The 23,220-nt window shown below is 45.7% G+C and carries 20 protein-coding genes; 17 read left to right on the forward strand and 3 right to left on the reverse strand.

Features of this window, described 5'->3' with window-relative positions; all coding sequences use genetic code 11:
* Positions 1 to 30 precede the first annotated feature (30 nt).
* The 15 genes from ADH66_RS06005 to ADH66_RS20335 all read left to right on the forward strand — a co-directional run bounded on the left by ADH66_RS06005 (position 31) and on the right by ADH66_RS20335 (position 18,326).
* Positions 31 to 948: a M56 family metallopeptidase gene (locus ADH66_RS06005; RefSeq protein ID WP_207653038.1), complete on the forward strand. Its 918-nt coding sequence runs from the start codon at positions 31 to 33 to the stop codon at positions 946 to 948.
* A 337-nt stretch (positions 949 to 1,285) separates the two neighbouring features.
* Positions 1,286 to 2,467, forward strand: a complete 1,182-nt coding sequence (locus ADH66_RS06010) for a trypsin-like serine peptidase (protein WP_066534381.1) — start codon at positions 1,286 to 1,288, stop codon at positions 2,465 to 2,467.
* A 17-nt stretch (positions 2,468 to 2,484) separates the two neighbouring features.
* Positions 2,485 to 3,459: a hypothetical protein gene (locus ADH66_RS06015; protein ID WP_157130577.1), complete on the forward strand. Its 975-nt coding sequence runs from the start codon at positions 2,485 to 2,487 to the stop codon at positions 3,457 to 3,459.
* A 705-nt stretch (positions 3,460 to 4,164) separates the two neighbouring features.
* A complete protein-coding gene (locus ADH66_RS06020; RefSeq protein WP_066534378.1) occupies positions 4,165 to 5,415 on the forward strand; it encodes an extracellular solute-binding protein in 1,251 nt (416 codons plus the stop codon).
* Positions 5,416 to 5,432: 17 nt separating this feature from the next.
* Entirely contained in the window at positions 5,433 to 6,296 is an 864-nt protein-coding gene (locus tag ADH66_RS06025) for a carbohydrate ABC transporter permease (RefSeq protein WP_066534376.1), read from the forward strand.
* Positions 6,293 to 7,066, forward strand: coding sequence for a carbohydrate ABC transporter permease (locus ADH66_RS06030; RefSeq protein WP_066534372.1), 774 nt, complete (start codon positions 6,293 to 6,295; stop codon positions 7,064 to 7,066). Before ADH66_RS06025 ends, ADH66_RS06030 begins: the two co-directional genes overlap by 4 nt.
* Positions 7,067 to 8,128: a hypothetical protein gene (locus tag ADH66_RS06035; RefSeq protein ID WP_066534368.1), complete on the forward strand. Its 1,062-nt coding sequence runs from the start codon at positions 7,067 to 7,069 to the stop codon at positions 8,126 to 8,128.
* Positions 8,109 to 9,767, forward strand: coding sequence for an ABC transporter ATP-binding protein (locus ADH66_RS06040; protein WP_066534366.1), 1,659 nt, complete (start codon positions 8,109 to 8,111; stop codon positions 9,765 to 9,767). Before ADH66_RS06035 ends, ADH66_RS06040 begins: the two co-directional genes overlap by 20 nt.
* A 126-nt stretch (positions 9,768 to 9,893) precedes the next feature.
* A complete protein-coding gene (locus ADH66_RS06045; protein ID WP_084384208.1) occupies positions 9,894 to 11,327 on the forward strand; it encodes a radical SAM/SPASM domain-containing protein in 1,434 nt (477 codons plus the stop codon).
* Positions 11,327 to 12,382, forward strand: coding sequence for a TIGR04066 family peptide maturation system protein (locus tag ADH66_RS06050; RefSeq protein WP_066534359.1), 1,056 nt, complete (start codon positions 11,327 to 11,329; stop codon positions 12,380 to 12,382). Before ADH66_RS06045 ends, ADH66_RS06050 begins: the two co-directional genes overlap by 1 nt.
* Before the next feature lie 13 nt (positions 12,383 to 12,395).
* Positions 12,396 to 12,638, forward strand: coding sequence for a hypothetical protein (locus ADH66_RS06055; protein WP_088364380.1), 243 nt, complete (start codon positions 12,396 to 12,398; stop codon positions 12,636 to 12,638).
* A gap of 457 nt (positions 12,639 to 13,095) precedes the next feature.
* Entirely contained in the window at positions 13,096 to 14,631 is a 1,536-nt protein-coding gene (locus ADH66_RS06060) for an ABC transporter substrate-binding protein (RefSeq protein WP_066534357.1), read from the forward strand.
* 337 nt (positions 14,632 to 14,968) lie between these two features.
* Positions 14,969 to 15,934, forward strand: coding sequence for a S8/S53 family peptidase (locus ADH66_RS19925; protein WP_207653039.1), 966 nt, complete (start codon positions 14,969 to 14,971; stop codon positions 15,932 to 15,934).
* A gap of 463 nt (positions 15,935 to 16,397) precedes the next feature.
* Positions 16,398 to 17,810 carry a type 2 periplasmic-binding domain-containing protein gene (locus ADH66_RS20510; protein WP_066534353.1) on the forward strand — a complete coding sequence of 471 codons (1,413 nt, stop codon included), beginning with the start codon at positions 16,398 to 16,400 and terminating at the stop codon, positions 17,808 to 17,810.
* 183 nt (positions 17,811 to 17,993) lie between these two features.
* On the forward strand, positions 17,994 to 18,326 hold the full coding sequence (locus tag ADH66_RS20335; RefSeq protein WP_162288732.1) for a hypothetical protein: 333 nt from the start codon (positions 17,994 to 17,996) through the stop codon (positions 18,324 to 18,326).
* Between the two features lie 22 nt (positions 18,327 to 18,348).
* Here the strand turns inward: ADH66_RS20335 and ADH66_RS06085 are convergent, their stop codons facing one another.
* From ADH66_RS06085 to ADH66_RS06095, 3 genes are all read right to left on the reverse strand, one after another.
* A complete protein-coding gene (locus tag ADH66_RS06085; protein ID WP_066534348.1) occupies positions 18,349 to 20,037 on the reverse strand; it encodes an AlwI family type II restriction endonuclease in 1,689 nt (562 codons plus the stop codon).
* A 12-nt stretch (positions 20,038 to 20,049) separates the two neighbouring features.
* Complete coding sequence (locus ADH66_RS06090) at positions 20,050 to 20,898, reverse strand: DNA adenine methylase (RefSeq protein ID WP_066534347.1); 849 nt, start codon at positions 20,896 to 20,898, stop codon at positions 20,050 to 20,052.
* A 108-nt stretch (positions 20,899 to 21,006) separates the two neighbouring features.
* A complete protein-coding gene (locus ADH66_RS06095) occupies positions 21,007 to 21,807 on the reverse strand; it encodes a helix-turn-helix domain-containing protein (protein WP_066534341.1) in 801 nt (266 codons plus the stop codon).
* Between the two features lie 326 nt (positions 21,808 to 22,133).
* Between ADH66_RS06095 and ADH66_RS06100 the strand changes: the two genes are divergently transcribed.
* Positions 22,134 to 22,547, forward strand: a complete 414-nt coding sequence (locus tag ADH66_RS06100) for a cysteine-rich VLP domain-containing protein (protein WP_066534339.1) — start codon at positions 22,134 to 22,136, stop codon at positions 22,545 to 22,547.
* A 111-nt stretch (positions 22,548 to 22,658) separates the two neighbouring features.
* Complete coding sequence (locus ADH66_RS06105; protein ID WP_066534337.1) at positions 22,659 to 23,054, forward strand: replication initiator protein A; 396 nt, start codon at positions 22,659 to 22,661, stop codon at positions 23,052 to 23,054.
* Positions 23,055 to 23,220: the final 166 nt, after the last annotated feature.

Raw genomic sequence — 23,220 nt, forward strand, 5'->3', positions numbered from 1 at the left:
CGAGTTTATGACCGAGTACGTCAATTTCAAATGCCGGTTGGAAAGGAGGATATTGAGCTTACTGCTTTTTTATGCTGCATTTGGGCCGTTGTCGCCGGTGTCCTTTTCACCCGCTTTATCTGGCGGGACCATGCTGTTAAAAAGGAACTTGCCCTATGCCATAGGAATGAAAACAAAGACGCGGAACGAGCGCTTTCAAAAGCAATGGCGGTTTCCTCAAGGAAGCTTCCTGTAAACGTATGCGTATGCGGGAGTATAGATATCCCCATGGGGCTTGGATTATTCCATAAATGGATATATCTGCCTGACGAAAAGTTTGCAAAGGAAGAACTGTATTACATCATGATGCACGAGTACACGCATTTCTGCAATCGTGATGGAGTAGTCAAACTTCTAACGATGCTGTTCTGCTGTGTGTTCTGGTGGAATCCTGCTGTATACATATTGAAGAAGGATGTTTCCCAAATTTTGGAAATCAAATGTGACGTTTATGCCACTCAGAGCTTTACGAAAAAGGAACGGTTGGAGTATTTGCTGACTATTCTCAGAGTGTTGAAAGGAAATCCTGCCCCAGGCAATTCACCTTCGCCTTTGACCGCCACCGGCTTGATTTCCAGGACGAAGGGAGATAACACGAAGGAGCGCTTTGAGCTGATCATGAAAGCCGCAAATCAGGTAAAGTGGAAGTACCAGGCAATCCTTTTGAGTTGTTCGATGGTTCTGCTGGTGCTTTCATATTCGTTCGTTCTCCAGCCGGCCTTTGACCCGCCGGTGGAGGACATCTTCACAGACGAGTCAACGGTGGAGTGGGATTCGGAAGATGTATATATACTTCAGCATAGTGATATGACATATTCACTCGTGCTGGGAAATGGTGAAAAGTGTCCTATAAGTGACCCGGTTCTTCAATTTTATATTGACGCAGGTACAACTATACGAAAGGAATGAAACCATTATGAACGGAATAATGCCTTTAGCTGATGTTATCGTCGTAAAGACCAGAATCTACCAGGGACGGGTTCAGTGCCGCCGCTGGAACGAAACCCAAGGCTATTGGGTTGATCCATACTGGATAGATGTGAAATAGCCCCTGTTAAATTGTCTCACTGACCGGCCGGTCTCGAGATAGAAGCACCGGGTGCAAAGCCATTGTGCTGCGGCGCTGGGGAAACCACTGCGGTATCATTTCATCGCTAGGGTTCCTGTCCGCCCCGGCTCTTTATGTGAGCGAGATGTAAGTCCAAGACAAGTTATGTTTATACACGTAAAAAAGTAGTAAATTGCAATGAAAAAAGCAAAACGATTTGAAGCCCTGATTTTGGCTCTGGTGTTGGCTTTTTCGATTCCAAATTCAGCCTGGGCTCAGGGTGGGATGTGCTCGCTTGCGGCAAATGAACACGGACAAACATTAAGGGAAACTGCTCAACACATATTAGAATGTAAAAGTGGTGAGTTCCCGAGGAATTCATTCGCTATATGTGAGGAATTGCTTGAAATCGATCCTATACTTGCGAAGAAAGCGCTAGATCATATAGAATCCATTGCAATACCAATTGAAAATATGTTAGAAAATTCTCCTGAACCTGTGAACACATTTACAGACTCATCAAATTCTTCAGATCGACGAGGAATGTATGTCCGGGACGGTGATGGCGGTTATTACGTTTACTTTGATGAGGACGATTTGGTTGAAGAAGCGCCCTCAGAAAATGGTGATGTGAGTGATGTAAATGGCATTGAGCCTTTCAATTATAACGATTATGATGCGATTGTTGATCCTAGATATAATGCGCATTGCAATTCGGTGTGCAAAGTCTTTTCAATGTATAACGGTAAGCCGTATTTTGGGTCTGGTTTCTATGTTGGCGATGATGTTGTGGCAACAGCAGCCCATATGTTATGGAACGTATTTTGGGAAGACACGCTCGGCCTTTGTTTTGCGGACGAAGTATACGTTAAGCAAGCATATGCACCCAAAAGTACTACGTCAAAAGAACCCTATGGCATAGCTTTTGCCACTTGCACCGATTGTAATGATATGGTTGTGGGTGCTTCATGGCGAGACCGAGGCTCAGATGACGATGATTGGGGCGCATTCAAAGTTACAAAAAAAGTAGGCGGTTATTCTTATCGGCCCAAAAAGCAAATTGATGTAAAGACATATATTGGAGAGAATATTACAATATATGGATATCCTCAGCCCGACCCATCTATTGAAAACTCAATGTTCCGGGTAAAAGGAAAGACAGTATCAAAACCCTCCGGACTTACGACAACACGCGTCTTATATGGAAGTGATACATCTGGTGGAAACGCAGATGGCTGGCATGGAATGAGCGGCTCTCCCGTTTTAGACAAAAATGGAAACGTCATAGCTATCTTCATCGGTAAAACGCTTGATGGAAGTCGATCAATGGCTGTTTCTCTTGATAAGTGGCTGTATGCCGCTTTGAAAAAATATGAATAAGAATGGTGTCGATAAATATGAGGAGAAAAGCATTTGCTTTCGGCATTCTAATCCTTATAATGCTATGTGTGATCTTTACAAACTACTCCTCAAGGGATATAAGAACTGATATTAGTTCTGCAGTCATTTCTTCCAGTAGTGACTGGATATACGCTGAGCAAAAAAACGCTTCGACAACTTTGCGCGAAGCCACAAAAGCAGAGAGTTTTTTCGAACAGACTACCGATACTCAGCTCGAGATTAGCTACACACTTTTTCCCAGAACAGTTGGACGAGTTACATCTGAAACATTTACTTTTTTTACCCGTTGCAATGCACTGCCATTCGGTTTGAATAAATTTTGTCCAACAGCCAGCTATGTTTATGAAGACAATGGAAAGTATGACACATTTCTTGATATCCACATCCGAGAGAAGGAAGGCCCCATCAATGAGAACTTCTGCCATATGAGTTGGTACACAATGGAGCACCTTATTAAGGTTTCTCCAACGCAGCCGGACGGAGAATTGATGGCACAGCAGACATACACAACAGAGTCGTTCCACGATGCGGCAGATTTTTACAAAAAAAACTTTGCTGCTGCCGAGGCGGGGACAGACCCAGAATATATCAGCTTTAACCGGCTGGAGGATATTGACTTGAATGGTGTGACAGCTTATCATTACACTTACAAACGGGAGGTTGACCCAGATGTTCCTCAGACTACGGGTTATGATCTTGACTACGTTTATGAGCGGTATGGTGAGCATTTCTTGTTCGAAACTGAACGGTACATTTATCTCATCGCTTTCTCTGGGCAAGAGGAAAATGAATTCCAACTGCAAGTCCTGAAGAACATCATAGACACGTTAGGAATCAATCCGAATGAATCTTGCCAACCCCCAGTTTGGGCCCAAAACGAGTGGTTTGTAGAATATGGGATTCATCTTCACCGAGATGAATTAGTAGGAACTGTTCCAGAGTGCTTACAACCATATGTACTGGGTTGTTGAATCCAACACATATGGTAATCCGATTGTCTCATCGGTTGGCGCCGACCTTGAGATAAAGGCGCCGGGTGCAAAGCCATTGTGCTGCGGCGCTGAGCGGGTCCTGAGGTTTCATTTGCCACTGGGCTCATGTCCGCCCCGGCACTTTATGTGTTTGGGATGTAAACCCAAGGCAAGCTTGTTTGCTTGCGCGACATAGAATAATCCAAAGGAGGATTTCCGATATGAAAGCAAAAAGGTTAGTTGCTCTTTTGATGGCCCTAGCACTTATTGTGGGACTTTTTGCAATAAGTGCTTCGGCAGGAACCGGAAATTGTCCACGCTGTGGCTTTGTGGAAACCTTTGTTTCCTATAGCGGAACATGGCGCCCTGGTTCCCCTTCCAGGACAGTCGACAGTTGCCGGTTTAGTTCCTCGCGACACTCACATGCAAATGCCACACGTATCAATCCAGTGGTATGCAATAAATGTCGCGAAGATATAGGATCTTCGTTTGAAAGCACTTCCAACTATTGTCCAATAGGTGGTGCCGTAGCATAAGTCCCTTGAGGTAACAAAGATAAAGGTCAAGTTAGTGTAGGATTCAAACCTGCTCAAAAATAGTGTGTTAGTCAAAATAGCGCAAGTTACTCTAATTGGCTTTGCTTTTTTTGAGCAGGTCTATGCTTTATATTTTGCAAGCCAAGGGCACACTAAAGGAGGTATCATAATGAAAAAAATATTTATAGCACTAATCCCTATTTTGCTGCTTTTCATGCAGTTAACTGCGTGCAGTCCAAATTCCGAAAGCATTAGTCATATAGAATCCGAGGACATAAAGCCTGTTATCATCAATATATGTGTTGACCTTCCAAATACATACAGCAAAACGATTTGGGATTTTTTTGCGGCATTTCCCGGTGTGGGCTCTGACTACGAAATACTAATAGAAACAATCCCCGAAGAAGAATCCGAGAGGGAGAATGTGTTGAAGCGGATACGTACAGAAATACTGGCTGGCAAAGGACCGGATGTCTTTCTCTGCACCAGCGACCTTCCATTTTATCATCATTCTCCCCTTTTTCCATTTCCACGCCAGGTTATGGAAAATAATTTATTTCTCCCTCTAGACGAATATATCAAGCAGGCTGAGTATATGGAGTGGGATAAACTCTTGCCTTCAGTAATGGACGCTGGGAGTAATAAAGATGGCCAGTTCCTTCTTCCTCTTACATATAATATGAAAATTTTTTTGTTAGATAAAGAGGAGCATTCACCCGGATTTGAACACCCAGTCTCCTGGGATAAATTGGCCGAGAGTGAGGATATGGACGCACAGATGATAGCTTCAAGCACCGCATTCTACGATTTGCTAGGAGAATTCGCAGACTATGGTAGTGACAATATTGTAATAACGGAAGAGGAACTTTTGGACTATTCTCAGCGTTATATTAATCTTCTTAGGAAAAGCCAAGATATTACTTCTGATGTCCGGGATACATTTATCCAGGACGGACATTTCACTGTCGCCACTGAAAAGGGTCAGGAGCCAGTAAATCTGGGCGAAGACGGTGCTGAGTTTTGGATGCTCTCAGGGTGCAATATTGACGGTGGGACCACAGTAGACGTAGTTAATTATGCGGGAATTAATCGAAATACGGCACATCCGGATGAAGCCTTTAAAGTCTTGGACTATCTTTTATCAAAGCAAATCCAGTCAAATTCTTTCGTTTATTCTCAGTATCTTCCTGTTCATATGGACTTATATTCTAAAGAGAATCCGCACCAAGGCAAATTCATGAATCAATGGAATTTTGAGCAGTTCGATAGATTGCGTGAAGAAATTAACGTAGCAAAATTTTACACGCCTCTGGACAAAGCGGCAAGGGATGCCTACAATATTTCAGTTGAAGGTGATGAACTAAAGAACATGGTACATAAGCAGTATGTTCTTATGGAAATGCTACTCGCCGAAAGCTGAAACCAGGACACTCCCACATGAAAAAAACACACAACATCCTACAGGGCTATCTGCTGATAGCCCCCCTGATGATCGGGTGCCTGCTGTTCTACGCCATACCCTTTGTGCTGGTGGTGCAGTACTCCCTCTCCACCGGCAGCGGGGACGCCCTCTACTTCATAGGCTTCTACAACTACCAGGACGTGACCGCGAACCATATGTTCACCCTTGCCTTCGGCAACACCATGCGCTTTTTGGCGGCGGCGCTGCCTCTCATCATGGTGCTGGCCTATGCCATCGCGCTGCTCATGCAGAAGCACGCCAACAAGCACAAGCTTCTAAAGTCCGTGTTCCTGTTCCCCTACATCATGCCGGTGGTCGGAGCGGTGATTTTAGTAGAGCTGCTCTTTGCAGAGACCGGGCTTGTGCCGAACATAGCAAGTGCCCTGGGCCTGCCTCTGGTGGACTGGCTTGGCGGGCCGGCGGCCTTCGGGGTGGTGCTCTTATTGTACCTCTGGAAGAACACCGGCTACAGCGTGATACTGCTGCTGGCGGGGCTTGTGACCATACCAGAGGAGCAATACTCAGCCGCCGACCTGGACGGTGCTTCCGGCTGGCAGAAGTTTTACTACATCACCACGCCCCAGATGTGGTACTCGGTGTTCTTCGCCATCATCTTCTCGCTGATAAATGCTTTCAAGTGCTTTAGAGAGATTTTCCTGATTGGCGGCACTCATCCCAATGAGAATATCTACATGCTACAGCACTTCCTCAATAACAGCTTTGAGAACCTGAACTACGCTAAACTGTCAGTAGCGTCTGTATTACTGCTGATAGTCGTGCTGATTGTCTTTGCAATTTTCTACATCTTCGTCCGCAAAAAGGAGGCGTTTAGGGCATGAGGACAAAAACTTCACTTGGGGGCAATATCTTCGCGTGGGTGTTCGCCTTTATCTCCATCGCGCCCTTCGTGTACGTGCTGGCGCTGAGCTTTTTGACCCCGAAGGGGGTCACCTTCGGGTACTATTACGACGTGTTTTTGGGCACCTCCCAGTACCTTCTGCGCTTCTGGAAGAGCCTGCTCATATGCCTTGCCATCGTGGCGGGGCAGCTGATAGTCTCGGTGCTGGCGGGATACGGCTTTGCAAAGTGCGACTTCCCCGGCAAGAATGTCCTGCTGTTCGTGCTCATGATACTGATGGTGCTGCCCCTGCAGGTGACCCTGGCCCCAAACTATATAATGCTCGACAAGCTGGGGCTTTTGGACACCTACTCGGCGCTGATACTGCCGTCCATCTTCATCCCCCTGGGCACCTTTATATTGACCCAGAGCTTCAAGTCTGTAAGCGACGACATTATCGACGCGGCAAAGCTGGATGGCTGCGGGCTGTTCCGTCTGCTGACAAAAATCCTCCTGCCCATGAACACCAGCGGCCTTGTGTGCGTCACATTGCTCTCTTTCCTGGATGGCTGGAACATGGTGGAGCAGCCCATAGCATACATAAAGGACTTCCTGCGCTATCCCATCTCGGTGGCCCTGGCATACGTGCCGCCGGCGGACTCCACCTTACAGCTGGTCTGCTGCATAATGGTGGTGCTGCCGCCGCTGTTCCTGTTTACCTACTTCAACCGGGAGCTGGTTGAGGGCATTGTATTGGCGGAGGTGAAATAAATGAAAAAGAAAGCGCTGCTTATATTCACGCTGATATTCTGGATGGTGGCGGCCTGCACCTTTTTGTCCATGAAGGTGGAGCAGGAGATGATACCCCAGGTGACCGCGGTAGAGCCGGACCGTGGTGTGGGCTGGGACAAGGACCCCACCCTGCCCGCAGACTGCATTATTGAGGACGAAAACGGCCAGCACGTCTACAGCATATACGAGGGCACCGGCTGGGAGGCCGGGACCCGGGCGGCAGAGGTCAGCGGCTGGTTTCAGATGGAGGACAAGATAATACTCAGCAACTCCTGGGGCGACTTTGTCCAGTACAGCTCGAAGCCCCTCAGAGAGGGGGAGCTGCTGGAGGTCCTCCGGGGCGGAGACAAGGTGGAGGACCGGTGGCTGGCGGTGTTCCCCGAGGGCCTGGAGCTGGAGCTCAACTGGGACGGGGCCGAGCTGCCAAAGGGCGTAAGCGTTGAGGAGTGGAACCAGAACGCCGTCCAGCTGCATGTAGATGACGACCTGGCCCCCTTTATGCAGGGCCGGGCCAAAAGCCGGGTGCCAAATCTTGCCGGGGCCACGGTGTACAGCTTTAACGACATGTACCAGCTTCTGGACAACTTCACAGGATTCGGGCTGCTGCTGGGGATACTGACGCTGGTGCTGGTGCTGTGGATATGCTCCTGCGTGTTCTCAAGAAAGGTCAGGCGCAACCGATGGGCGCTGATAGTGAACCTGGCATTGGGGCTTGCGCTTCTCATATGCGTGCCCCTGGTGCTGGACACTATTGACCTGCCCTCGTCCTTGCTTCCTCGGGAGCGGATAACTGACTTCGGGGCCATCGCCGGGGCCATGGACCAGTTCTTTGGGGCGCTGAAGGGCTTTGCAGCCCAGGGCAGTCAAGTCGCAGATGGCGCAATCCATCAGGCAAGCACTATGCTGTGGAGGAGCGTGGGACTGGCGGCGGTAATAAGCATAATTGCCATAGGCATATGCGTGGCAGAGATCATCTTCTCCCGCAAAGGAAGCGTTCATTATATGGTAAAGGATGAGCAGAATGGGAACAAACAATCATAATATTATATGGCGAACCCTCTCCTATCTATCGCCCTATAAAAAGGAGTTTGTGTTTGCAGGGCTACTCCTGGTGGCAGCCACTGGAATTGGTTTCCTTCAGCCGCTGGTCATCCAAGAAATCACAGATAAAGGTATGATGGCCCAGGATATTTCAGTGCTTCGACGGGCGGTATTAGCCCTTGCCATTCTGGTGCTGCTGGGCCAGGTCATAGAGATGGCCCAGACAAGGCTCTTTGTGAACGTGCATAATAGGACATATTCGCACATCTTCCTGCAGACCTTCCGCAAGCTGCTGGGGCTCAAAAAGAGCTACTTCGAGGACAGAAACAACGCCGAAATACTTAGCTGTCTGCAGACGGACGTCTCCCAAGTGGCCTCAATAACTGACCGATACACGGTGATGAGCATTAGCCACGTGTTCCGCATAGCCAGCGGCATAGTTGGTCTGCTGCTGATAAGCTGGAAATTGACCGTCATCGTGCTGGCAATGGTGCCGGTGAAGATACTCCTAGTGAGACGCTTTTCAAAACGCCAGGAGAAGGCCATTGATAACATGATTGAAAGCAACCGGGATTTCTCCCAGTGGTTCGGCGACAACTTGGAGGGCATAGATGAAATCAAGCTTTGGGGCCTGTTCGAGAGCCGGGACAGGGTGTTCCGGGAAAAGCTCGACGGCATACTGCGCCTTCAGAAGGGCAACGCCATGATTGACGCCTGGAATATCCTTTTGGAGTCGCTGCTGGAGTGGAGCGTCACAATTTTGCTGTACCTGGTGGGTGGCCTCCTCATCTGCAGCGGCAGCCTGACCATCGGCGCGGTGTTCGCCTTTGTGTCATATTCCTGGTACGTGACCGGGCCGGTGTCAGCGTTGCTGAATTTGAAGATGTACTTCGCACGCATACTGCCCTCAGCACGCCGGCTGTTCAAGTTCCTGGGCCAGGAGACGGAACAAGACGGGGGCAAGGGGAAGGTGAAAACCCAGCCGCCCCGGCTTGAGTTCAAGGACGTGACATTTGCCTATAATGAGAAACAGCCCATTCTTAAAGGTGCAAGTTTCCGTGTGGAACCCGGGGAGAAGATTGCCATAATCGGCCGGAATGGCAGCGGTAAGTCAACAATACTGAACCTTCTTCTGCGGTTCTACGCGCCGGATTCCGGGTCGATTACGGCGGACGGAGTGCCAATATCACAACTCGCGCTGAACGAATACCGCGCCCTATTCTCAGTGGTAAGCCAGGAACCATATCTTTTCCTGGGGGATATCACGGAGAACGTCAACCTGACTGGGCGGGCTTCGCAGGAGAGGCTGAAAGTCGCCCTGGAGACTAGCGGCATGGCGAACTACGCGGAGCGTATGCCGGAGGGCGTAAAGACCCAAATTGGCCGCAACGGAGCTCGACTATCCGGCGGAGAGAAGCAAAAACTTGCGGTAGCAAGGGCTCTATTGAAGGACGCGCCCATTGTGATTTTTGATGAGGCCACCTCTGGCTTCGATGTTGAGTCGGATGCATACCTTCATGATGTGGTGGTGAATCGGATGGCGGGGAAATCGGTTATCATGATAACCCATCGGTATAAGAATTTGGAGGGGATGGACAGGGTCTATCGGTTAGAGAATGGGCAAGTCGCAATTATATGATTGACGAGTGCTATACCAAAGATTTGTGCAGCTTATCTTATTTTTGGGGTGGTCAATGTGGCTCTTTTGTTAGTGTTTCTTTTACAGAGAAAAGTGACGGAATCATTTGAGTTATGAGAATCTTGCATGGAAAGAACCATGGGAAATTGGGAGGAAAAAATGGCGTACATCACATTTATCACACCGTTCGGACATCGGTTATATGATCGAGAACAAAATAGGATAATCCATTTACAGTTGCATGAGTATAAAGCTTTAGAAAATGTAAAAATGGGTTGTGGAACAAAGGAAGACTATGCAATTTTAAGAAAATTGCAAAACCACGGGTTCTGTTGTGCAAGTGATTTAAACAAAATTGAGCATCCGGCAACAAAGAACATTGAGACAATCGTGAGAAACAATATCAATCAGATCGTGTTGCAAATTACACAAAATTGCAATTTGAGATGCTCATATTGCACCTATTCTGGTAATTATTATAACCGTACTCATAGCAAAAAGAGTATGGATGTTAAAACAGCATTGGCAGCAGTTGATTTTCTTATGTTGCACTCATCTGGTGTGGAGGAAGTTGCAATTAGTTTTTATGGAGGCGAGCCAATACTAGAATTTGAACTAATAAAAAGCGTTGTACATTATGTAAAGCAAAATTATCCGGAAAAGAAAGTGCGATATAACCTCACAACTAATCTTACGATGTTTAATGATTATGTAATCGATTTTTTGATTAAAAATGACGTCTCTGTGATGATTAGTATTGACGGGCCAGAGAAGGTGCAGGATAAGTATAGAGTATTTTCTAATGGCAAAGGCTCTTATTCAACTGTCGTTTCAAATGCAAAACGAATATGTGAAAAATCAAAGGAATACTTTGCCAAATGTTTAACAAATACGGTTATCTCTCCTGGAAGTGACTATAGAGATATCCTTGATTTCCTCGATGGTGACGAACTTTTTGGTCCTCTTTATTCAACATCTACTTTGGTTAATGATGATGATTCAAAAATTCCGATATCCTACGATGATGATTATTATTGTATTTATAAAAAGGAAAAATTCAAACTGATGCTTGCGATGCTTGGCTTAATTGATTTTGAATCCGTATCATCTTTGGTTAAAGCCGATTTGACTGAAATCCTAAAAATGGATAGACTCCTCCTAATCGGAGGTACTCACCGAATGAAAGCTCACCATCCCGGAGGACCATGTATCCCTGGTCAAAAACGGGTTTTTGTAGATGTGAATGGATATTTTTATCCTTGCGAAAAAATAGCGGAAGTTGATAATTTTAAAATTGGGGATATTACTCATGGTTTAGATTATGAGAAAATAAGGCAAATGATTAACGTAGGAAAATGTACAGAAGATGAGTGCCTTAAATGTTGGGCCTTTCTGTATTGCGGAACTTGTGTAGCAAAAATGGTGACCGAGGGGAGGATTAGTCGAAAGAAGCGATTAGAGCAATGTGGAAACACAAAGGACAATTTGCTAAGACATTTTCAAGATTTAGAAACACTGCGGTTTTATGGATGCGATTTTAAACAGGTGGAGGAAAAGTGATGAACTTATTAGTATACCCATCGTCAAAAGAGGTAAGTGCTCTAGCGAGACATAGTGAAATGGTAAAAGAGTTTGATGAAATAACATTTCTGGTTCCTAAGGGGATTGCACAGGAGGGCGTGGATTTTGCTTTGTTAGATGGTGGTCACACAACTGGGAAAAAGATTAGTACAGATCTCAAAGCAAAAATTGATACCGCGGATGCAATACTTTTTCCTGAATCAATAAGGTCATTTTCTGAAAATTACATAAAGGAGATATTTTTGTCCTCCATGCAAAAGCACAAACAGGTCTTCACTGAATATCTTCCTTGTGGTATAGAAAAAAATTCTGTGTTCCTTTTGGGCGATAATGATGAGTCTCCAAATTTCATGACAGACGACGGGCATGATAATGTATATGGAATACCTATCCCTGTAATATTTGTGCTTGGAGCAGGCCCCAACACTCAAAAGTTCTTGGTCCAAATTGCCATTTGTGATTTTTTTGAAAGGAGGGGATATTCTGTTTCGTTAATAGGTTCAAGCAGATTGTCAAAATTTTTTGGATTTCCATCACTTCCAAATTGGATGTACCAAAATGGAATAAGTGAACGTGATAAAATAATCGCTCTTAACCGTTTCTTTTATAATCAATATATTATAAGCAATCCGGATGTAATGATAATCGGAATACCGGGTGGGTTTATGCCAATGAATCCCATGAAATATGAGGAAATGGGTATTTGGTCATACCTAATCGCAAATGCCGTTACGCCAGACGCGACAGTCTTCTGTTCATATTCAATTGATTTTGAGCCAAACGCCATAGAATGGCAAAAAAATATATGCAGATATAAACTGAATTCGCCATTTAAGCATATTGCTATTTCAAACACATCAATAAATCTATCTTTGGAGTCCAGAAGATATGAATATGGTACTATACCTCTCTCATCGATAAAGAGTATTCCGCTACCCATTTGCGAAGAAACTGAGTTTTTTTATTCAGGCGATGATGAGAGCATGAGAAATATGGGGAAGTCTTTGATAAACTTTTTAGAAGATAACGTATAAAGGGATGGATTCTATGCGCGCCGAATTGATAGATAAAATTGTTCATTTGCTGAAAGAAGCAAATCCAGAGTGTTATATTACATCTTATGATGTTGGTGAAGATATATTCTCTTCTCGTTTCCAAATTGCACCAAGAGATTTGGTATATGTGTGTATGAAATTGGGAGATCAATATTCACTGGATTATAAGAAATTAGCAAATGAAATCGATGTGATTTCCCTAAATACACTATCTAGTGTCATTTCGGAAAAATAATACGGCGAATTACTGTGATAACATTAGGAATCTATTTTGACTAAAAATAGATTTAAGTAAGGCTCTGTGTAGAGAAGGGAGGGAAATGCATGAAAAAGCTGCTAAGGAAATCTACCGCTAACCAAATGGCTAGCACATACTACATCATAGTGATTTGTGGCTGTCAGTGTAGTTGTCTGCATCACTGCGGGTCAGAAACGGCGTCGTGGTATCCTTCAGAAGCGCAAACTTCGGTGGATAGCACTGTCGGACGGTCAGCTTCTAGTAGGATTAACTCCTAGTGTGACTGTGCGGAGTATTTCCAACCTTAAAACATTACTCTAATCAAAGTAATGGCAAAGTGGCTAAAGGCGCAATTTGTAATTTTAATGTTAAGGATTGCGTCTTTTCCCCATTTCTTTTATCCTTCAAAAAGATTTTCAAAAAAGCATATCTCCCCGAAAGGTGCTGATCCACAATGCGTATCATAAAAATCTCCCTTCCATACCTCCTGACACTCTGCCTTCTCCTGACTCTTACCGGCTGCAAAAATGAGCAGGACGACATATACAGTGAGGCCATGACCAAGTCCGCTGACGCTTCCGAAAGTCAGGGACCCTTTCCGGAGGCCGGAGAAACTGGTGAAAGAAAACTGGTCATTAAGACGCCGTTCTCCAATGACGGCACCGGAGCCTTGCCGTATCTTGCCAAAGAATTTATGGACCTGCACCCCGGCGTTGTCATTGAGATAGATTCGGCTATTTCCAACTCACAGATACTCAGTATGTCTCGGGCGGAGATACAGATGGCTCGCGAGAGCTTTTATTCCCGCGTCTCTATGGAGATCGCCAGCGGCGAGGCGGACTATGCCCTTTTCGATGTGCGCGATGGGCTGAATATCCCTCAGTTGACCCGCAACGGATTTTTAGAGGATCTATTGCCCCTTTGGGAGGCCGACCCAGCCCTCAGCTCTGACGGGTATTTTACCAATGTGTTAAGCGGCTTTAAGGTGGACGGCAAGCTGAGCACTCTGCCCTACTCCTTCTCCTTTTATGACCTCTATCTGAACCGCGATATATTAGAGCGCCTGGGCGTGGACCCGGAGACCATTGAGGCGGTGGACCCGAACCGGGTGCTGGACTGGTATGAGCGAGGCAGGGAGCTCCAGAGCAACCTTAATCTTTCATTTTCCTCCGGGGGCAAGGGCCTATTTTATGAATATCTTGAGCGCTGCCATTATATTGACCTAGCGGAACGCACCGCGTCATTTGACTCGCCGGAGTTCATAGATTTTTTGACCCGCACTAATGACGTGCTCAATGAGGACCCTGACCTGGAACCCGAGCTGCTTGGATATGGCGGCTGCGGAGGACTGCTGGACGCAAATATCAGCTATCGTAAAACAGGGGAATATTCGGAGGATATCTTAGCGTGGAGCCCGGAGGTATTTAAAACCGTGGTGGAAAAAGCCAGGCCGGGATTTTTGGTTTTGGAAGAATCATTTATGCCGAATCTTATCACAATGCAGCAGCCCAAAGAGTATGCTGCGGGCCCCTACCCGCTTTTGACCACTGACGGGAAATTGGGGGTGCGCTCTGTGGAAGAATTCTCCCTGCCCTCCGCTATGAAGGACAAGGAGCTGGCCTGGGAGTTCATAAAGCACTGTCTTGGCACGCGGAGCGTGGAACGGCTGGATTTTTTGGCCCAGGGCTCTCCCGTAAAATACACCACCTTTATCCCGGTAAACAAGGCAACCTTTCAAAATATGCTTGAAGATGTCAACCAACACGGTGACCACGGCCTGGCCATGGGGTACAGCGGTTTTGACACCATTGACCCTAAGTCCATGACTGAGTTGCTGGAGGAGATACTTGACCGGGAGATGGTAAATATTGATTTGTACAGCGTGGACATGGAGGAGTTTTTGGAGGAGTTTTATGTGAGCGGCCTGACCACACCGGAGGAGTGCGCCAGAAAGATGCAGGACAGGGCTTATATTTGGCTGAATGAGTGAGGTGGGCCTATGGGAAAAAGAAACTTTGCTGCTGGCATTATTGTTCGCCCGGCGGGTACGCCAGCTCTATTTCCGATTATGATTTCTTCTATTCGAACTCCATTGTCCCAGAAAAGGGGTACTGGGTGAATAAATATATCGTACAGCAGATACCTTTGATCAGTTTAAAGAGGTTGACAAAGTGTACATTTTTGGGAATGAAATAATAGACGTGCCCATCGTGCGGGATTCCACGGAATATCTTCGTCCTGGAGTAGAAGTCTATTTTGTGGGGAGCAAAGTGGGGTAAGTTCTTTTGAGAATAGCAATTATTGACAATACTATATCACGAGAGTTTGTGAAAGAAATAACCGGGGCAGAAGTGAATTCATACCAAATTATTGATGGATATTGTCTGCCGGATTATTCTACAAAAAATTATCTGTCACATGGCTCTGTTTGTACAGCACTTGCGACAGAGTTTATCCATGATGCTGAATATTTCAGCGTTTCCGTTGCTCCAAGAGCCCTTGCGGATTTTTCCATATCCAATCTGTGTATTGCTCTGGATTGGTGCTATAAAAATCAAATTGAATACATCTGTATGAGTGTAGGAACTGAAAATTGGCTTGGAGCAAAGCCAATGATATCCGCAACCAAGCAATTGGCTGATATTGGAAGTACAGTAGTCTGCGCAGTAAGCCCAAAGCTGTCATTAACTTTCCCTGCATGTTATCCGTGGACAGTTGCAGTTTGTTATGACAAAGGGTGTAATGGTATCCGGCGAAGTGATACTATGTGTTCTGGATATGACGTGGTGGTTGGACCGTTTTACTCATTTGTTTTGGATCAGTTGTCAAGGTGCGATCTTTTTTTTAGTAATCGTACCAGTAGTATGGCAGTACCATATTTTATGGGCTGGTATGTGCAAAATAATGAAGTCAGATGTCTCCCAAAAGAAGGTCCAACCATCAGAAAGAGAGGGTTAAAACAGATGCAATGCGAGATTCCTATAGTGCGCATTATCCACTCGGATGTTTACCAGATTAAGTCTTTATGTCGTTTGTTGCAACAGAAGGATTATATGGCCGCACTTTTGTCGGATAGAATAGAAACAGATTGGTCACAGTTGTTTGTTCACGTTAGAAACGCAGCAGATATTAGATGTGCACTAAATGCTTTGCAAAATGCAGGCATAGCTCTGCTGGATATTGATTTGAATCAAACGTATGTCAGGACTTTTTACGATTTGGAAGTAGATGCAGATTACTCATTTATTGACGAATCCAAATTTTACGATTTGATTCTAAGGGAGTTTTCTTAGTGAGTTTATTGCAGTATGGGTTACCATTCTACATTTGCCGAATCTGAGTAATCTTGTCTGGGGATTTTTTGCTGATGGTAAAGGGCCATCATGATTACCCACCGTTATGAGAATTTAGAAGGGATGGACCGAATTTACAAATTGGATCATGGGCAAATATTTGAAAGTGGGGTGTGATCGGGAACTGCTTGCTCCGGCAATAAAAAAGTTAATATGTGTGCCTGACGGAATCCAAGAAGAGCCTTGTGCGAAAGATGGAGGAACACAAGATTATTCAGAATAACAACGTTCAATAAAGGATGTGTCTAAATCTTGCGCGTCTTGCTTTTCATTAAAAACACCCAGCGTTTCAACATTTACCGATTGACAACGAGGCTCTCACATTGCGCAATAATGCCAACAGCACAGAAAATATTCATGATTTACGTTCTATATTTATTATAGTATCGAAAAGAGGATACATATGACCCGAACCCGTATCATATCCATCATCTCCATTTTAAGCCTCCTGCTGCTCACCCTTTCCGGCTGTCTAGAGACCAGCGACCAAGTATACAGCCAGGCTATGCAGCGATCCAGCAAATCCACGCCGGAAGAGAGTTCTGAGCCCGAGATAGACTTCGACGCGCCAAACTACATCGGGCCGTCAAAAGACCAGATAAAGGAGCCGGAGCCGCTTGCGGATGATGACCTGAGCGGCGAGCTAGTTATCAAGTCGTGCTATCTTGAATACAAATTGCCTTACCTGGCAAAGGAATTTATGGCGCTTCATCCAAACGTAACCATTACCTTTGACATTGGGATTCCGACTGCCGAGAATGACCTTTTGACGCGGGCGGAACGCGAGGTCCGCCGTGAAAGCTTCTACACACAGATGCGTGTAGAACTGGCCAGCGGCGAAGGGGACTATCTTCTCTACAGAATGGACGAGAGATTCCACATCCCCCAACTCTCAAGGAGCGGCCTTATTGAAGACCTGTGGCCGTATTTCGAGAATGACCCAGACTTGGACAGCTCCGAATATTTCCAGCCCGTTCTTGATGCCTTTTCCTGTGACGGGAAGCTCCCTGTTATACCGGTCTCATTTATGTTCGACGCCGCCTACCTGAACCGCGGGGTTTTAAGTGAAATAGATGTGGAGGCGGACGCGATAAACACAGTAAGCGTAACACAGCTTTTGGACTGGTACGAGAAAGCGGCTGAAAGCAACAGTGATTTGAATCTATTCTTCACATCGCCGGATAAGAAGACTCTGTTCCCCATCGAGCGGCCCAACTATATTGATCTAGATAGAGGGACTTCCAGTTTTGAATCCCCTGAGTTCATTTCGTTTTTAGAGCGCACACAGGCCATCAATGACCAGGACCCCGACCTTGACTACGAGACGGAGCAGGGCGTGATGGACAGCGGACTGTTCAATGAACAGATCCGTTTCCAGTCAACCGGCTCGGTGTTGGATTCCGCTTTCGGATTAGGGCCTGAATTGAATGAGAAGTTCCGCAATGTAGCTGTTAAGAGCCGCCCAGCCTTCGCGGCGATAGAGTCAGTGACGAGTTATACTCTCCTGCTTATGGACTCGTCCATGGAATACGCGGCCGGCCCATATCCCCTGATAAGTTCCAACGGCACGCTGGGGCTGACTTCCCTTGATAGTTTTGCCATACCGTCAAGCTGCACGTCAAAGGGCCTTGCCTGGGAGTTCATCAAGTATTGCATTTCCCCCAGGAGCGAGGAGTTGGTGACCTTTTCCCATTTAGGCTCTCCTGGCTTATACACAAGCGATATTCCGTTATCAAAAACTAATTTTCAAAATAATCTGAAATATTATGCTCAAAACGACGATGGGAATAATATTGTAGTTTACAATTTGGATTAGGTCAGTTTACAAGGAACTACGTGCAGACCGTGAAACGGGCTGCTGACAACAAACGGCGTTATGCTCCCGGCAAGGGGCATAGCGCCTGTTTGTTGTGGGGGTATCCAAAGGGGGCAACGCCCCATTTGGCACACGACTTTGCGAAGCAAAGTGTAGTGTGTTATACGCTCTGTCGGCGTTGCCGTGAAAATGCAGTTGCCGCTGGGGAGGGCAAGGGCATTTGAAGCGGCAAGAAAGCAGGGCTTTGTTTGGGGTTGGGAAGCCGGAAACAAAGGGCCGGTTTCAGCAGCAGACAGGGCGTATATGAAAGCCCCCATCCCTCGTCCACTGTCCCAAACCTCGGGACACCGTGACTATATGTGTGGCAACACTCATCCATTTTTAAGGGCCTTTTTTCTCAAAATTGAAATGGGCGGGAAAGCCATTTTAGGGCTTTTCCGTCTTGATTACCTATCAGCAAAGACGGGCAAGACTGTCAACGGCGGCGCTGAAAGCGCCGTTCATCTTGACCGTTGACTGGCTCGCCTGGCTTTGCTATTTATGAAGCTAACCACATATCAACGCAGGCTTGAATACCGTAACGCCAATGGTTTTCATCTGTCGCTTTCTCGCAAAGCTTAATAGCACAGTCGAGAAAACGCCGAATGTCACTTGGAATCGGTTGTGTTTCATAATTATATGAGTTTTCAATAAGTCTCATAAACTGATCTAACTCCAACGGTACAATTTTAGACTTTCCCCCATATAGCGCAATAGAAAGATGATTCAAACCGTAAAAGTGCGCTAATGTTGCAGGATTGATAGTTGGAGCAATAAAGAGACAATAGGTGTCTTTTCCAGTCCTTTTCTTTAACTGACCATAATGTCGGGCAACTGGTTCTCCCTCGGATTCATATTGACGTTGACCAGCTTGCAAGGTCACCTCCACGGACAAAGAAAAATCGTCATAATCACATTCAATATCCGGCATATTTCCCGCCGCTGTTGAAAGCGGCTGGCCAGCGTCATCAAAATTGAAGTTCCCTTTAATATTGCCACCATCAAGCATAGTCATTGCCCGCCAAGTATTATACTCAAACATCAATGGAGCATCATAATACTCATCAGCAATAATCTCATTAAAGGTATCAATAATTTCTGAGTACAACGCATAAGACTTTATCTCAGTAACTTGTTCATGAATGACGTTAGCCTTATGCTGTTTTACTATCTCGTCTCGCAAATCTTTCAGTTCATCAATGTTTTTACCAGCTAATTCTCTCCGTGTAAATGAACCTATACGCATAAGGACATCAACAATGTTGTCTCTATCGTCTGTATAAAGTGCAGGAGAAGTTGCTGAAAACAAATGGGCTTTATAAGCGTATATATCATCAATAAACACAGGGTCTCGTGGCACAGTTGAGAGAATAAAATCCACTTCGACAGTTTTGTCTGCAAAAACGGATATAGAGCGATTTCTATGAGAAATAGAGATTAGCCCTGTATATCTCAAGTATCGGAAGCAAGCATCCGCATAGTCACGCATATTGCTCTTTTGAGTGGCAATAAACTTTTTCAAACTTCCATCAGTTGTTTCCCTTGTTCTTGTTTTCCCGGCAGCAATTCTATCTCCATGTATTTCTAAAATTGCGTTTTCCCATACCCTATTAACAAAACGCTTATATTGCCCCTTATTTTGTTCTTTTTCTTCTCTAAAATGTAAAATGGAATCCCGCACAATATCAAATTTGCGATAATCCGTCATTTGGACAGCAAATATCTTAAATTCATCGAATGTAATGTACTCCAATTCCCGAACTAATCTTAAAATCTCAAGGTAAGGACGAATGCAGAAAGTTCCAGCAATGTTTTGATTCTCTACATGATAGGGAGAGGGTAATTGAAACTTTAGTAATTGACGAAGAAAAATTTCCTGTGGACGCTTTCCATAAATAAAGGCATTCCCTGCTTCTGTTAGCTCTATGCAAGGTTTTAAGTTTATAAATCCTAATGCTTTCGGCGCTCGACTGATTCTATCTCTGGCACTAAAAGCCTTATCCGCAGGAGAGCCTTTTCCCTCAAAAAAATCACTCTGTGCTAATTCATCGATAAACTGCTCTTGTGTTGATTTGTCCCATGCACACCCAGAAAATTTTTCATACAATAACTGAATTTCTGGTATCATCTTTGCAGGTGTTCTTGGCGAAGTAGTAAAAAAGAGTAACTTATTATCAATTCTTGCCATTACAACACCTCCTTAATAGTTCTTTACAACAATATGCATCTTATCATTGTTAAAACGGTTTCTTATATTGACAGAGTAGTTTTTATAATATTCATCAAAGATATATTCGCCATAAAGTTCCTCTGTCAATGGTGTTTTTCCAATGACCATTAAGGCACGACATGGTAAATTTCTAAAATCTGCGGCTAACCGCCTGTGTTCAGTTTCATCAAAACCATTCATCATGTCAATATTGCCATAGTCATTAAACACACAATCGTAGGGTGGGTCAAGAAAGATAAAGTCATCTTCTTCCGCCATATCAAAAACTTCTCCATAATCGAGATTAAACAACTCGGCGCGTTGTAGCAACTCGCTGTGTTGTTGTGTCACCAGCCTTGTATTAAGATTTGGGTATCGTCCAAAGGGAACATTATATTCGCCATTATTGTTATAGCGAATCATTCCAGAATAGGCTGTTTTATTGATGAAAAAGTATAAAACACCGTCTAAGAAACTATCATCTGGGTGATTAAACAGTTCTCTCATACGGTAATATAAATCCTCATTTGCATTGGGGACTCGTTCCTCTGGGGTTATCGCTTTTAGTCTCTTAAATTCTGCTTGATTGACTTCATAAATTTTTTGAAGCGCATCAAGCTGTGTACGCATAGTGTGGTAGTCATCCCTTAACTGCTGATAAAATGTCATTAATCGGGCATTTGCGTCATTGACAATGGCGCTATCTGGTTCCAGATAAAAGAAAACTGCGCCGCCACCGAAAAATGGTTCAATGTAACGGTGAAAATCATCAGGTATATATTGAAGAAAGCGAGGGATTTCCCTTGATTTTCCTCCACGATATTTCAAAACCGGGTTCATCAGCACACCTCACTTTCTAAAAATTCTAACGTAGAAACTAAATTACTCCACGTTTATTGTAACACATCGAACCGTTCTTTACAACCCGCTTTCCTTTTGAAAAGCTTTTTATCTTCCGGCCTGTTCTAACATCTGCTTCACGAAACTTTGAAACGCTCCCGCCGTTTCCTCGTCCATAGCGATTGCCTGTCCAACCTGAGAAGCGACAGCCGCCGCCACATCGTCCGCCGTAATCTGCTCCTGCGGCTTATCCGGCAAAGCGGCTTTGATTTTTTGTATCATACCAGCAGTAGCCGTGTCCTCTGACTTCGTGCCGCTGTCTATATCGTTCTTTATATCCCGGAGAATAGCGAGAAACACACTTTTGATTTTTTCTATCTCCGCTTCATGCTTTCCTATCTTTTGAGCGGTCAAGAATTGCATATCCTGTCTGGCTTCGCTCCGATACTCTGGCTTGTTTTTCATCAAATCACTGATAGAGGAAGTCGCCAGATCAATAATCTGGTTGCGGGCCATAATCCCTCTTGCGGCGGTATCTGAAAAGTAAATTTGTATCAGGTTTACCAGTCGGGGAAAACTCTTGTGTTCCATCAGACGGTTAAGTATCTCCGCATTGACTGTTCCCATCACAAGACCCTTGATTGCTCCCTCGGACAGCCCCAATTCTGATATATCGTAGCTTTTCGGTACGCTGACTGTGGTTAGGCCCAGTATGTAATCCGTGGACACATGAAATACCTTTGCCAGCTTTACCAGGATGTCGCTGCTGATATTTTTAGTCTCCCCGCTTTCTATCCGGCTTAACTGAGAGGGGGCCAGTTCCATCCGTTTCGCCAATTCCTTTTGGTTCCAGCCTTTCACTGAACGCAAATCGGCTATCCGCTCTCCTACCGTCCCCAGCAAATACATAGACCACACCCCCTATTTTTTATTATACTAGAACGATTGCAATTTTGCAATTCTCAAAGTGTAAACTTCTATCAAATGCAATTCCCGCAGAAATCCGGGGATTGCGTTTTTTTCTGCTAAACTTCAATTACCATCGATGGACAGGCCCCTTGAAAACCGAATGACCGTCTGAAAAGGAATACCCCGGCTGGGGAAGTGCGCCGTGACCCTGCTTCTGGACACCGTGACCAGAGCAAGTGAGCGCGCCAACGCCGGAACACGCCGCAGGAATGGGGCAGGAAACCTTTTCGGGGAGAACGGCAGCAAGAAGAAAACGGAGGGACAGCATGAAAGAACAAACCTATCAACACCTGCCGCCGCTGGAACACAGGCCGGACGGCTCCCCCTACCGCATGACCCCGGCGCAGAGGAAGCGGGCCAACAGCCTGATACGCCGGGAGTGCTGCAACTGTGACAACGGCAACTGCCTTGCGTTGGATGATGGCGACACCTGTGTCTGTCCGCAGATGTTAACATTCTCTGTCTGCTGCAAATGGTTCCGCTGGGCGGTCTTGCCGCTGGACGGGACGTTGGAAGCAGAGATTTACCGGGACAGGGATTTGAAACGCTGTGCGGAGTGCGGGGGAATGTTTGTCCCGAAATCCAACCGGGGTAAATACTGCCCGGACTGCGCCGCCGGAGTTCACAGGCGGCAGAAAACAGAAAGTGAACGGAAAAGGAGGTCTGCTGTGGACAGTTAAGGCGGGAAAAAGCATTGATTTGCAAGGCTCCGCAAGCCCAAAACCGGGGTGGGCGGTATGATTTATTACCCACCCCGGAAAACGGGCTTCTAACCGTCCACAAAACACGCTATGACAAACACGATTTACATTCACCAGCCGGAGAAAGCCATCAGCTTCACCCGGCTCCCCAATTTCCTTTTTGAAGCCCCATCATTCAAGCCCCTGTCCAACGAAGCGAAGGTGCTGTACGCCTTTATCCTGCGGCGGGCGGAGTTATCCCGGAAAAACGGGTGGGCGGACGAATATGGGCGGATTTACCTGTATTACCCCATCTGCGAGGTGGTCGCCCTGCTCCACTGTGGGCGGCAGAAGGCGGTGAATACCCTGCGGGAGTTGCAGTATGCGGGGCTGGTGGAAATACAGAAACAGGGCTGTGGAAAACCCAACCGCATTTACCCGAAATCCTATGAAGCGGTTCCAAACACCGACTTCAAGAAGTCCGGCTGCGGTACGCCGGAGGGATGAAAACCGTACCCTACAAGTACGAAAATCAATCCTCTTGGAGTACGGAAACCGGACGATATATAGAAATACAGAGATTAAAACCATCTATTTATATCGATTCCATTCCAATCCTATCAGAGATATTTTCGGCGGGAAAACCCGCCGGAAAGGAATGGAATGGGGAAAG

Source organism: Acutalibacter muris (assembly GCF_002201475.1).
GTDB lineage: Bacteria > Bacillota > Clostridia > Oscillospirales > Acutalibacteraceae > Acutalibacter > Acutalibacter muris.

Bases quoted from the DNA above. Each gene is read 5' to 3' on its own strand.
- ADH66_RS20510 (WP_066534353.1), top strand. From the start codon at position 16,398: ATGACCCGAACCCGTATCATATCCATCATCTCCATTTTAAGCCTCCTG.
- ADH66_RS06060 (WP_066534357.1), top strand. From the start codon at position 13,096: ATGCGTATCATAAAAATCTCCCTTCCATACCTCCTGACACTCTGCCTT.
- ADH66_RS06030 (WP_066534372.1), top strand. From the start codon at position 6,293: ATGAGGACAAAAACTTCACTTGGGGGCAATATCTTCGCGTGGGTGTTC.
- ADH66_RS06020 (WP_066534378.1), top strand. From the start codon at position 4,165: ATGAAAAAAATATTTATAGCACTAATCCCTATTTTGCTGCTTTTCATG.
- ADH66_RS06085 (WP_066534348.1), bottom strand. From the start codon at position 20,037: ATGGCAAGAATTGATAATAAGTTACTCTTTTTTACTACTTCGCCAAGA.
- ADH66_RS06035 (WP_066534368.1), top strand. From the start codon at position 7,067: ATGAAAAAGAAAGCGCTGCTTATATTCACGCTGATATTCTGGATGGTG.
- ADH66_RS06045 (WP_084384208.1), top strand. From the start codon at position 9,894: ATGGAAAGAACCATGGGAAATTGGGAGGAAAAAATGGCGTACATCACA.
- ADH66_RS06055 (WP_088364380.1), top strand. From the start codon at position 12,396: ATGCGCGCCGAATTGATAGATAAAATTGTTCATTTGCTGAAAGAAGCA.
- ADH66_RS06095 (WP_066534341.1), bottom strand. From the start codon at position 21,807: ATGTATTTGCTGGGGACGGTAGGAGAGCGGATAGCCGATTTGCGTTCA.
- ADH66_RS06015 (WP_157130577.1), top strand. From the start codon at position 2,485: ATGAGGAGAAAAGCATTTGCTTTCGGCATTCTAATCCTTATAATGCTA.
- ADH66_RS06040 (WP_066534366.1), top strand. From the start codon at position 8,109: ATGGGAACAAACAATCATAATATTATATGGCGAACCCTCTCCTATCTA.
- ADH66_RS06100 (WP_066534339.1), top strand. From the start codon at position 22,134: ATGAAAGAACAAACCTATCAACACCTGCCGCCGCTGGAACACAGGCCG.
- ADH66_RS06050 (WP_066534359.1), top strand. From the start codon at position 11,327: ATGAACTTATTAGTATACCCATCGTCAAAAGAGGTAAGTGCTCTAGCG.
- ADH66_RS06090 (WP_066534347.1), bottom strand. From the start codon at position 20,898: ATGAACCCGGTTTTGAAATATCGTGGAGGAAAATCAAGGGAAATCCCT.
- ADH66_RS06025 (WP_066534376.1), top strand. From the start codon at position 5,433: ATGAAAAAAACACACAACATCCTACAGGGCTATCTGCTGATAGCCCCC.
- ADH66_RS06010 (WP_066534381.1), top strand. From the start codon at position 1,286: ATGAAAAAAGCAAAACGATTTGAAGCCCTGATTTTGGCTCTGGTGTTG.
- ADH66_RS06005 (WP_207653038.1), top strand. From the start codon at position 31: ATGCCGGTTGGAAAGGAGGATATTGAGCTTACTGCTTTTTTATGCTGC.
- ADH66_RS06105 (WP_066534337.1), top strand. From the start codon at position 22,659: ATGACAAACACGATTTACATTCACCAGCCGGAGAAAGCCATCAGCTTC.